Consider the following 12,052-nt stretch of genomic DNA (forward strand, 5'->3'; position numbering starts at 1 on the left):
GGCTTCGCGTGACGTTAATGGCAGCGAGCTCAAAGCCGATCTCAAGGCGCAGGTTAAGACGTGGCGCCTGATAGGTGATTTTTAGAGGAAGCGCTTGCGAATATCGAGAACTGAGAAAAGCCCGAGGATGGAGGCGAGGAATGCCATGCCGCCAGTAACGAGCATCCGCTCACGGAGGCCCATGGAACCCGGCTGCTCCAGCACGGACTGGCCGGGGCGGGCTGCGTGATCCATCAAGTGAGATGTCAGACGAGCATTAATTGACGCATCGATATCGTCTTTTTTTGCCCCTGCTTCTGGTCTTTCCGGTTGGATAGCCAAAATGTCCGCTCCGTTGCTCGCGCCCCATGCACTTCGTGACAGCTCGTTAACCATATTCGCAACTGCCCCATTTGGCAATCGCCCTGCCGGCCGGCGATGCGTGTCACTCCCGGTGCCGTCCGGTCGCCAGTCCGGCAAAGACGAGCTCGCGCAGGCGTGTCGCCAGCGGGCTCATGAGCTGATGCTTCCGTGAAATGAGATGATAGGGCGTGACGACGACGGAATCGGCGACGTCGAGAGCCGCGACACGGCCTCCGAAAACCTTCGGCCCGAGCAGTTCGACCACTTCCTGCGTGATCGGCGCAATTGCGTCGGATGTGGTGAGATAGGAGATCATGACCAGGAGCGAGGTGGTGTTGACGGTCTCTTGCGGTGAAGGCAGGCCCTGGCTCAGGAATGCTTCCTCGATGGCGTGCCGAAGCGGTGTGCGCGGAGCCTGCATCAGCCATTCATAGTCTGAAAGGTCACCGAGTCGCAGCTTCTTTTCGCCTGCCAGCGGATGGCCCTCTCGAACCAGAAAGCGAATGATTTCAACGCGTCCCGTCAGAATATTGAACTGTCTCGAATCGGTTCCGGGCGGGAGTCGAGAGAGGACGAAATCGTATTCCCCGTCGATCAGTCCCTGGATCAGGACGTCACTCGGCGCAACATCGACATAAATATCCGCCGAGCCCGCATTCGCTTTCAGCTTCTGGATGGCGGGCACGACGAAGGCGACAGCCCCGCCGGTCACAGACCCCACCCGCACGCTTCCGGACTTGCCGGAGGTGACGGCCGTGACCTCCTGAAGTGTCTGCTCGAGCCCGTTCAGGAGGCCGGCTGCATTGCGCGCAAGGATTTCACCGGCGGGCGTTGCCGTCATGCCCTTGGGGTGGCGAACGAACAGCGTCATGCCGACCAGCCGTTCGATGCTGGCCAGCATGCGCGAGGCTGCCGGCTGTGTCAGGGACATGCGCTCGGCGGCAATGGCCAGCTGTCCGGTTTCATAGATTGCCCGGATCAGGCGAAAGTCTTTGAGCTGAAGTCGGTTCTGGAGAACTTGCAAAGGGATCACTTACCAAAATTGATATGCAGATTGTCAGCATATGCAATTGAAAGTCAAGTTATGACTTTTCTAATTGGCGTCGGGATCAAACGGGTCTCAAGAGTGTCGCCATCGTGTTGTTTTTGAAAAACGATCGTGACGATCTCGTATCAATCCGGGAGGATTACATGAAGAAACTTATTTCCGCTCTGGCGTCGATTGCACTCGGCGCCAGCCTGATGGCTGCTCCTGCCTTCTCTGCCGACAAGGGCATGGTCGGCATCTCGATGCCGACGAAGTCGTCCACGCGCTGGATCTCCGACGGCGAAAGCATGGTCAAGAGCTTCAAGGATCTCGGCTACACCGCTGACCTTCAGTTCGCTGAAGACGATATCCCGAACCAGCTCGCCCAGATCGAAAACATGGTCACCAAGGGTGCCAAGGTTCTCGTTATCGGCGCCATCGACGGCACCACGCTGTCCGACATTCTCGCCAAGGCCAACCAGGCTGGCGTGAAGGTGTTCGCATACGACCGCCTGATCCGTGACTCGGGCAATGTCGACTACTATGCGACGTTCGACAACTTCAAGGTCGGCGTGCTCCAGGCTGAGTCGCTCGTGAAGGGCCTCAAGGAGCGCTTCCCGAACGTGAAGCCCTGGAACGTTGAACTCTTTGGCGGCTCGCCAGACGACAACAACGCCTTCTTCTTCTACGATGGCGCCATGAGCGTTCTGAAGCCGATGATCGACAAGGGCGAAATCGCCGTTGTTTCTGGTCAGATGGGCATGGACAAGGTCGGTACGCTCCGTTGGGACGGCGCTGTTGCGCAGGCCCGCATGGACAACCTGCTTTCGGCCAACTACACCTCGAAGAAGGTCAACGGCGTTCTGTCTCCCTATGACGGTCTGTCGCGCGGCATCATCTCCTCGCTCAAGGGCGTTGGCTATGATCCGGCCGGCAAGGAATTCCCGATCGTCACCGGTCAGGACGCAGAACTTGCTTCCGTCAAGGGCATGATCGCCGGCGAACAGTACTCGACTATCTTCAAGGACACCCGCGACCTCGCAGCAACGACCGCCAAGATGGTTGATGCCGTGATGCAGGGCAAGACGCCGGAAACGAACGACACCAAGACCTATAACAATGGCGTCAAGGTAGTTCCTTCCATGCTGCTCGCTCCGCATGTTGTCTACAAGGATGACATCGAGAAGGTTCTCGTTGGTTCGGGTTACTACACCAAGGACCAGATCGCCAAGTAAGCTTGGTTGAACGAATAGGGAAGTCCGGCGCGAGCCGGGCTTCCCAACACTCGACTACCTGACGCTCTCGGTGAGATGGTGGCCTTACCCCACAAACGGGGTGGGATGCGTCGGGCGGTCTCCAAGAGGCGACCGGCACCTATAATAATAACAACGCCCGCATCATGCCTGCGACAATGTTCGCAAATGTGCTACGATACGCCGGGGGAGAGAAATGCAGCCAATTCTCGAAATGCGAGACATCACGAAGACGTTTCCGGGCGTGAAAGCGCTGACGAATGTGAACCTGTCCGTGATGCCTGCAGAAATTCACGCCATTGTTGGCGAAAACGGCGCCGGAAAGTCGACGCTGATGAAGGTTCTGTCCGGGGTTTATCCGGATGGTACGTTCACGGGCAAGATCATGTTCGAGGGCAAGGAACAGAAGTTCTCGACCATCAGCGACAGCGAAGACATCGGCATCATCATCATTCACCAGGAACTGGCGCTGGTGCCGCTCCTGTCGATCGCGGAAAACATCTTCCTTGGTCACGAAACGGCAAAGATGGGCGTGATCAACTGGTACGAGGCCTTCGCCCGCACCAAGGAACTCCTCGCCAAGGTCGGTCTCAAGGAGAACCCCGATACGCTGATTACCAATATCGGTACAGGCAAGCAGCAGCTCGTTGAAATTGCCAAGGCGCTGAACAAGAAGGTGAAGCTGCTGATCCTCGACGAACCGACGTCGAGCCTGAACGAAAAGGATTCCGACGCGCTCCTGGAGCTGCTCATGGGGTTCCGCTCGCAGGGCATCTCGTCGATCCTGATCACCCACAAGCTGAACGAAGTCACGAAGGTCTCCGACCGCATCACTGTCATCCGTGACGGCTCCACCATCGACACGATGGACTGTTCCGACGGTACGGTCGACGAAGACCGAATTATCCGCGCCATGGTTGGCCGCGAATTGTCGGACCGCTATCCGCCGCGTCATGCGACCATCGGCGAGCCGGTTCTCGAAGTGAAGGATTGGTCGGTCTATCACCCTCATCACGCCGATCGCCATACGATCAAGGGCGTCAATCTGACCGTGAAAGCTGGCGAAGTCGTCGGCATTGCCGGTCTCATGGGGGCGGGGCGCACGGAATTCGCGATGTCGCTCTTCGGTCGCTCCTGGGGCCAGAAGATTACCGGTTCGGTCAAGCTGCACGGCAAGGACGTCGATGTCTCGACCATCCCGCGTGCGGTCGATGCCGGTCTTGCCTATGTGACGGAGGACCGCAAGACCTATGGCCTGGTCCTTATCGACCACATCAAGCACAATATTACACTCGCCAATCTCGAGGATGTCTCGAAGAAGGGCGTGATCGACGATATCCGCGAATTGCAGGTCGCCAACGGCTATCGCCGCGACCTCGGAATTCGTTCATCGAGCGTGTTCCAGAAGACCGGCAACCTCTCGGGCGGCAATCAGCAGAAGGTTGTTCTGTCCAAGTGGCTGTTTTCCGGTCCGGACGTGCTCATTCTGGATGAACCGACGCGCGGCATCGATGTCGGCGCGAAATACGAAATCTATGGCATCATCAACAAGCTGGCGGAAGCCGGCAAGGCCGTCATCGTGATCTCGTCTGAAATGCCCGAGCTTCTCGGCATGTCGGACAGGATCTACGTCATGAACGAAGGCCGCTTTGTTGCTGAAATGCCCGTCGCGGAGGCCTCGCAGGAGGCCATCATGCGCGCGATAATGAGATCATAGGAGAGAAACATGGCCCAGGCGACGGAAACATCGCGGGATAAGATCGATATTCTGCACTTCGTGAAGGCGAACATCCGCGACTACGCGCTGCTGATCTCCCTTCTCATCATCATGGCCTATTTCCAGTATTCGACCAATGGCACGCTGTTCATGCCGGTCAATATGACGAACATCATCCTGCAGAACAGCTACATCGTCATCATGGCGCTGGGCATGCTGCTGATCATCGTGGCCGGCCATATCGACCTTTCGGTTGGTTCGGTCTCCGGCTTCATCGGGGCGGTGGCGGCCGTTTTCATGGTGCAGTGGAAGATGGATACCGCGCTCGCGGTCATCATCTGCCTGGCGCTCGGTGCCATCATCGGCGCGCTTCAGGGCTATTTCGTCGCCTTCTACCGCATCCCGGCCTTCATCGTGACGCTCGCCGGCATGCTCGTGTTCAAGGGGCTCGCGCTGACCGTTCTAGGCGGCGCCTCGGTTGGTCCGTTCCCGAAGGAATTCCAGCTTCTGTCGTCGGGTTACGTGCCGGATGTCACCACATTCCAGCTGTTCGGCCAGCCCTTCAACGTGCTTGCCATGGCGATCGGCGTGATCGTGACGGCCCTGATCATCCGGGCGAACGTCAAGGAACGCAGCAACCAGCTTCAGCACTCCATGGCTGAAGAGCCGAACATGATCTTCCTCGGCCGTAACATTCTGATTGCGATCGGCTTCCTGGGCTTCACCTACCTGATGGCCCGCTATCGTGGTCTGCCGAACGTTTTGATCGTGATGTTTGCCCTCATTGTGCTCTTCACATTCATCACGACCCGCACGACCTTCGGCCGCCGCATCTATGCGCTGGGTGGTAACGAGAAGGCAGCCAAGCTCTCCGGTATCAACACCGAACGCCTGATCCTGCTCACCTTCACCATCATGGGTGCGCTGGCCGGGCTCGCCGGCCTCATCTTCGCGGCCCGACTGAACGTCGCGACCCCGAAGGCTGGTCTCGGCTTCGAACTCGACGTGATCGCGGCCTGCTTCATCGGCGGCGCAGCAACCACCGGCGGCGTCGGCAAGGTTGTCGGCGCAGTCATCGGCGCCTTCCTGATGGGCGTGATGAACAACGGCATGTCGATCATGGGTATCGGTATCGACCTGCAGCAGGTCATCAAGGGCGTCGTGCTGATGCTCGCGGTGTTCCTCGACGTTTACTACAAGCAGAAGGCGGGCTGATTTTTTCAGCCCGGACCTGGAGGAAGCTCCGGTCAAAGGCGCATCGCGCTTCTTGTGAATGAAAAGTGCCGTAGCGTTTCGGCGGTTCCAATCCCGCCAAATCACTTCTGCCATCCCTTACGAAACATAACCTTTCAAAGGTGCCCCATGACTTTCAAGCCTGCTCAATGGCCTAGAAAACTGCGTTCTCAAGAATGGTTCGGCGGTAACGGGCGAGACCAGATCTATCACCGCGGCTGGATGAAGAACCAGGGTCTTCCGCATCACATGTTCGACGGTCGCCCGGTCATCGGCATCCTCAACACATGGTCGGAACTGACGCCCTGCAACGCGCATCTGCGCGATCTCGCCGAAAAGGTGAAGTACGGCGTTTATGAAGCAGGCGGCTTCCCGGTTGAAGTTCCGGTCTTCTCGGCATCCGAAAGCGCGTTTCGTCCGACGGCCATGATGTTCCGCAACCTGGCGGCCCTCGCTGTCGAAGAAGCGATCCGCGGCCAACCGATGGATGGTTGCGTATTGCTCGTCGGCTGCGACAAGACCACGCCGTCGCTGCTCATGGGCGCTGCATCCTGCGATCTGCCGACCATCATGGTTTCCGGCGGTCCGATGCTGAACGGCTATTTCCGTGGCGAGCGCGTCGGTTCCGGCACGCATCTGTGGAAGTTTTCCGAAGCCGTGAAGGCAGGCGAGATGACTCAGGCCGAATTCGCCCAGGCCGAAGCCTCGATGTCGCGTTCGCCGGGCTCGTGCAACACGATGGGCACGGCCTCCACCATGGCCTCGATGATGGAATCACTCGGTATGACGCTCTCGGGCAATGCCGCGATCCCGGCCGTCGACAGCCGCCGCCGCGTGATGGCGCACATGACCGGCATGCGCATCGTGCAGATGGTCAAGGACGACCTGAAGCCCTCCGACATCCTGAAAAAGGAAAACTTCGAGAACGCCATCCGCACCAACGGCGCCATCGGCGGCTCGACCAATGCCGTGATCCACCTTCTGGCGATTGCCGGCCGTGTCGGCATCGACCTCACGCTGGACGATTGGGATCGCTGCGGCCGTGAGGTCTCGACCATTGTCAACCTGATGCCGTCGGGCAAGTACCTGATGGAAGAGTTCTTCTATGCCGGCGGTCTGCCGGTCGTCATCAAGCGTCTCGCCGAAGCAGGTCTCCTGCACAAGGACGCCATGACCGTTTCGGGCGGCTCGATCTGGGATGAAGTGAAGGACGTCGTCAATTACAACGAAGACGTCATCCTGCCAGCTGACAGGCCGTTGACGGCGCATGGCGGCATCGCGGTTCTCAAGGGCAACCTTGCCCCCAAGGGGGCTGTGCTGAAGCCGTCCGCTGCATCGCCGCATCTGATGAAGCATCGCGGCCGTGCCGTGGTCTTTGAAGACATCGACGACTACAAGGCCAAGATCAACGACGAGAACCTCGACATCGACGAAAACTGCGTCATGGTCATGAAGAACTGTGGTCCGAAGGGCTATCCGGGCATGGCAGAAGTCGGCAACATGGGCCTTCCGCCGAAAGTTCTGCGCAAGGGCATCACCGACATGGTTCGCATCTCGGATGCACGCATGTCCGGTACCGCCTATGGCACCGTCGTTCTCCATACCTCGCCGGAAGCTGCAGCCGGTGGTCCGCTCGCCGTCGTGCGCAATGGCGACATGATCGAGCTCGACGTCGAGGCCCGTCGTATTCATCTCGATATCTCTGATGCCGAGCTGCAGGCGCGTCTTGCCGAATGGAAGCCGCTGCCGGATCAGCCGGAGTCGGGCTATGCTTGGCTGCACCAGAACCACGTCATGGGTGCCGATACCGGCGCCGACCTTGACTTCCTCAAGGGCTGCCGCGGCGCCCCGGTCGGAAAGGACTCGCACTGATGGCCATGAAGCTTGCCCTTGTCGGCATCGGCAAGATTGCGGTCGACCAGCACGTTCCGGCTCTGAAGGCGTCTTCGGACTGGGATCTCGTGGCGACCGTGTCTCGTCACGGAACGGTGGAGGGCGTCGAGGCTTTCGACGACTTCCACAAGATGCTGGCAGCCCGTCCGGACGTGGAAACGGTTTCGCTCTGCCTGCCGCCCGTGCCGCGCTTTGACTATGCCAAGGCGGCAATAGAGGCCGGGCGCCATGTGATGCTCGAAAAGCCGCCGGGTGCAACCGTGTCCGAATGCCATGCGCTCGAAGCACTTGCCCGCAAGGCTGGCGTTTCGATCTATGCGACCTGGCATTCGCGCGAGGCCGAAGGCGTTGCCGCAGCCAAGGCGTGGCTGAAGGACAAGGCGCTGAAGTCGCTGACGGTGACGTGGAAGGAAGACGTTCGCCGTTGGCATCCAGGTCAAGCCTGGATCTGGCAGGCCGGTGGCCTCGGCGTCTTCGACCCCGGCATCAATGCGCTCTCGATCGTTACGGAAATTCTCCCTGTTCCGATCCATCTGAAGGCGGCCACGCTCTCCTTCCCGTCGAATTGCGAGACGCCCATTGCTGCGGACCTCACGTTCTTCCATCCGCAAGGGGCAGATGTCACCGCCGTGTTCGATTTCCGCCAGGAAGGCGAACAGACCTGGTCTATCGACGTCGAGACGGACGAGGGGACGCTCAGCCTCACAGACGGCGGCGCGAACCTCTTCATCAATGGCGAGCGTCAGGCGGCGCTGGAAGGCGGCCTGACCCTGTCAGGGGAATATCCGCGCTTATACGCCAAGATGGCTGCACTGGTGAAGGCCCGTGCCATCCACATGGATATTTCGCCGATGGCGCATGTTGCCGATGCCTTCCTGCTCGGCAAGCGCGTGACCGTCGAACCGTTTTACGAATAAGGTGCTTCGATTATGAAACATGTTTTGACTGGCATTCTGCCCGTGGCCCCGACGCCGTTCACGGCTGACGGTCGCGTTGATGAAGACGGCATGCGCCGCGTGCTCGATTGCATGATTGACCAGGGCGTCGATGCAATCTGCATTCTGGCAAACTATTCCGAACAGTTTGTGCTCTCCGACGAGGAGCGCGCGCTGCTCACCAAACTCTCGGTCGAGCATGTCGCGGGCCGCGTTCCGGTGATTGTCACGATCAGCCACTTTGCAACACATATCGTCGTGGAACGCGCCAAGTATGCCCAGAGTCTCGGCGCTTCCATGGTCATGATGATGCCGCCTTATCATGGCGTCGGCCTCGTGCCGGCCCCGCTCGGCATCTACGAGCATTTCAAGGCAGTATCCGACGCGATCTCGATCCCGATCATGATCCAGGACGCTCCGATCTCGGGGGCATCGCTCCCCGTGGACATGCTGGTCAAGATGGCGAAGGAGATCGAAAACGTCTCCTACTTCAAGATCGAAGTGCCGTTTGCGGCGGACAAGCTGGCGGCGCTCATCGAAGCCGGTGGTCCTGAAATTGTTGGCCCGTTCGACGGCGAGGAAGCAGTGACCTTGCTGGCGGACCTCGACGCCGGCGCGACGGGCACGATGACCTCGGCCATGTTCCCGGAAAAGATCCGTCCGATCGTGATCGATTATCGCGCCGGCCGGCTCGATGCGGCGCTTGCCCAGTGGCAGCGCTGCCTCCCGCTCGTCAACCATGAAAATCGCCAGTGCGGCCTGCGCGCCGCCAAGACGGTGATGATGGAAGGCGGCGTAATCAAGAGCGATTACGTGCGCCACCCGCTGAAGCCGATGACGGATCGCACCAAGCAGCGCCTCCTGTCACTGGCGCGTGACCTTGATGTGCTTGCTCTGAAATGGGGCAAGTGAGCCGGTTGAACTCCGGTTTATAGTTCTTACCTTCAGTGGCGAGCGGCCCGCTCGCCACTTTCCATTTCACCACCTTTCCATTTGACCGCAAGGAGCAAGATAATGCTGACTGGCAAACACCTGATCGCTGGCGAATGGGTCAGTTCTGAAAAGACCTTCAATTCCGCACCGGCCAAGGGCGAATCCCGCGCCTATTCCGATGGCGGCGCCAAGGAAGTTGACCGCGCCGTGCAGGCAGCCGAAGAGGCTTTCTGGTACTACGGCTACTCGACCCGCGCCGAGCGCGCCGCCTTCCTCAACAAGATCGCCGACGAGATCGAGGCGCGCGCCGACCAGATCACCGAAATCGGTTCGTCCGAAACCGGCCTGCCGGAAGCCCGTCTGCAGGGCGAGCGTGGCCGCACGACAGGCCAGCTGCGTCTCTTCGCCAGCCATATCGAAAAGGGCGACTATCTGGACCGCCGCTACGATCCGGCCCTGCCGGACCGCCAGCCGCTGCCGCGCCCGGATATCCGCCTGATCGAACGTCCGGTCGGCCCGGTCGCCGTTTTCGGCGCATCGAACTTCCCGCTTGCCTTCTCGACCGCCGGCGGTGACACGGCTGCGGCGCTGGCAGCCGGCTGCCCGGTCGTCGTCAAGGGCCATCAGGCCCATCCCGGCACAGGCGAAATCATCGCGCAGGCGATCGATGCAGCCATCAAGGCCTGCGGCATCCATCCCGGCGTCTTCTCGCTCGTGCAGGGGGTAACACGCGAGCTCGGCGCTGCAGTCGTTCAACATCCGCTGATCAAGGCTGTCGGCTTCACGGGCTCGCTCGGCGGCGGCAAGGCCCTCTTCGACCTTTGCATGGCACGTCCGGAGCCGATCCCGTTCTTTGGCGAGCTTGGCTCGGTCAACCCGATGTTCGTGATGCCGAACGCCGCTCACGCCCGCGCTGAAACCATCGGCAAGGGCTGGGCGGGTTCGCTCACCATGGGGGCAGGGCAGTTCTGCACCAATCCAGGCATCTCCATCGTGGTGAAGGGCGAGAGTGCCGACACCTATATCGACGCCGCCGTGAAGGGCCTTGAGCCCGTTGGCGCGCAAACGATGCTGTCCGACGGCATTGCCGAAGCATTCCGCCGGGGCCGCGACCGCGTCCGGGCGACTGCGGGCGTTCGCGAAGTGCTGACGTCGGTTTGCGACCTGCGCAACGCCACGCCGTATCTCTATGTCACGACGGGTCAGCACTGGCTGGGCAATCATGTGCTCAGTGAAGAAGTCTTCGGGCCCCTCGGCATGGTCGTTGTCGTTAACGATCTCGACGAGATGCGCAAGCTGGCGCTGAGCTTCGCTGGCCAGCTGACGGCGACGATCCACATGGACGCTGCCGACACGGCCGACGCGCAGAAGCTGATGCCGATCCTGGAACGCAAGGCCGGCCGCATTCTCGTCAACGGTTATCCGACCGGCGTCGAGGTCTGCGATGCGATGGTGCATGGCGGACCATATCCGGCGACGACCAACTTCGGCGCGACCTCGGTCGGCACGCTGTCGATCCGCCGTTTCCTACGCCCGGTTTCCTACCAGAACATGCCGATGGAGCTTTTGCCGGAAGATCTGCGCTAAGCAGATTAAACCCGGAAGGCTTTGCAAAGGCGGGGCGGAAACGCCCCGCCTTTGTCGTCTCGGAGGCCCATTGCCTCCTTTGCGGCATTCCGAATGCGCCAAACCGTGTCGGATGCGGAAGAGCCATGCAACGGCCCGGAGCGATACCAATTGAACATGCCGAACGGATACGCGAAAGACCTTGCAGTCTGCGTCTATCTGTCTAGAGAAGGATCGGCGGAGTTGAAGAGGGGCTCTCGGATATGAACAATTACGTTCTCACCGTTTCGTGCAAATCGACCAGAGGTATTGTCGCCGCCATCTCGGGCTATCTCGCCGAGAAGGACTGCAACATTGTCGACAGCTCGCAGTTCGATGCGCTGGATACGGGCAAGTTTTTCATGCGGGTCTCCTTCGTCTCTGAAGGCGGGGTCAGCGGTGACGAGTTGCGCAAGGACTTCAAGCCGGTCGCCGACAAGTTCGCGATGGATTGGGAAATCCACAGCCCTGAACAGCGCGTGAAAGTCATGCTGATGGTCTCGCGCTTCGGGCATTGCCTCAACGACCTGCTCTATCGCTGGAAGATTGGCGCGCTGCCAATTGACATTGCAGGCGTGGTTTCTAACCATTTTGACTACCAGAAGGTGGTCGTGAACCACGACATTCCCTTCCACCACATCAAGGTAACGAAGGAAAACAAGCCGCAGGCGGAAGCCCAGTTGATGCAGGTTGTCGAGCAGTCCGGCACGGAACTCATCGTTCTGGCGCGCTACATGCAGGTCCTTTCCGACGATCTCTGCAAGAAAATGTCGGGCAAGATCATCAACATCCATCACTCCTTCCTGCCGTCCTTCAAGGGCGCGAACCCTTACAAGCAGGCCTATGAGCGCGGTGTGAAGCTGATTGGCGCAACGGCGCATTACGTCACCGCCGATCTTGACGAAGGCCCGATTATCGAACAGGACATTGTCCGCATCACGCATGCCCAGAGCGCCGACGATTACGTGTCACTGGGCCGCGATGTGGAAAGCCAGGTGCTGGCGCGGGCGATCCATGCCCATATCCATCACCGCACCTTCATCAACGGCAACCGGACGGTTGTTTTCCCGGCGAGCCCCGGGTCTTACGCCTCCGAGAGAATGGGCTGATTGCA

Annotated in this window: 10 protein-coding genes; 8 read left to right on the top strand and 2 right to left on the bottom strand. The window is 59.8% G+C overall.

The window, feature by feature from the left end; genetic code table 11:
* Positions 1–81 precede the first annotated feature (81 nt).
* Together ABID16_RS16560 and ABID16_RS16565 are read right to left on the bottom strand one after the other, a co-directional pair.
* Positions 82–234, bottom strand: coding sequence for a hypothetical protein (locus ABID16_RS16560; RefSeq protein WP_354557463.1), 153 nt, complete (start codon positions 232–234; stop codon positions 82–84).
* A 190-nt stretch (positions 235–424) separates the two neighbouring features.
* Positions 425–1,366: a LysR family transcriptional regulator gene (locus ABID16_RS16565; RefSeq protein ID WP_354557464.1), complete on the bottom strand. Its 942-nt coding sequence runs from the start codon at positions 1,364–1,366 to the stop codon at positions 425–427.
* Between the two features lie 167 nt (positions 1,367–1,533).
* Here ABID16_RS16565 and chvE point away from each other — a divergent pair, with 167 nt between their 5' ends.
* From chvE to purU, 8 genes are all read left to right on the top strand, one after another.
* Positions 1,534–2,604 carry a multiple monosaccharide ABC transporter substrate-binding protein gene (chvE, locus tag ABID16_RS16570; protein WP_354557465.1) on the top strand — a complete coding sequence of 357 codons (1,071 nt, stop codon included), beginning with the start codon at positions 1,534–1,536 and terminating at the stop codon, positions 2,602–2,604.
* A gap of 214 nt (positions 2,605–2,818) precedes the next feature.
* Positions 2,819–4,339, top strand: a complete 1,521-nt coding sequence (mmsA, locus tag ABID16_RS16575; RefSeq protein WP_354557466.1) for a multiple monosaccharide ABC transporter ATP-binding protein — start codon at positions 2,819–2,821, stop codon at positions 4,337–4,339.
* A gap of 9 nt (positions 4,340–4,348) precedes the next feature.
* Positions 4,349–5,554 carry a multiple monosaccharide ABC transporter permease gene (gene mmsB, locus ABID16_RS16580; protein ID WP_354557468.1) on the top strand — a complete coding sequence of 402 codons (1,206 nt, stop codon included), beginning with the start codon at positions 4,349–4,351 and terminating at the stop codon, positions 5,552–5,554.
* Positions 5,555–5,701: 147 nt separating this feature from the next.
* On the top strand, positions 5,702–7,444 hold the full coding sequence (gene araD, locus ABID16_RS16585) for an L-arabinonate dehydratase (protein ID WP_354557469.1): 1,743 nt from the start codon (positions 5,702–5,704) through the stop codon (positions 7,442–7,444).
* Complete coding sequence (locus ABID16_RS16590) at positions 7,444–8,382, top strand: Gfo/Idh/MocA family protein (protein ID WP_354557470.1); 939 nt, start codon at positions 7,444–7,446, stop codon at positions 8,380–8,382. Before araD ends, ABID16_RS16590 begins: the two co-directional genes overlap by 1 nt.
* Before the next feature lie 12 nt (positions 8,383–8,394).
* The gene (locus ABID16_RS16595; RefSeq protein WP_354557471.1) at positions 8,395–9,312 is read left to right on the top strand and encodes a dihydrodipicolinate synthase family protein; all 918 of its coding nucleotides are present in this window, start codon (positions 8,395–8,397) and stop codon (positions 9,310–9,312) included.
* Positions 9,313–9,414: 102 nt separating this feature from the next.
* Positions 9,415–10,920, top strand: coding sequence for an aldehyde dehydrogenase (NADP(+)) (locus ABID16_RS16600; protein ID WP_354557472.1), 1,506 nt, complete (start codon positions 9,415–9,417; stop codon positions 10,918–10,920).
* A 242-nt stretch (positions 10,921–11,162) separates the two neighbouring features.
* Positions 11,163–12,047, top strand: coding sequence for a formyltetrahydrofolate deformylase (gene purU, locus ABID16_RS16605; protein ID WP_354557473.1), 885 nt, complete (start codon positions 11,163–11,165; stop codon positions 12,045–12,047).
* Positions 12,048–12,052: the final 5 nt, after the last annotated feature.

This window comes from Limnomicrobium aquaticum (assembly GCF_040545545.1).
Taxonomy (GTDB): Bacteria; Pseudomonadota; Alphaproteobacteria; order Rhizobiales; family Rhizobiaceae; genus Ensifer_A; species Ensifer_A aquaticum.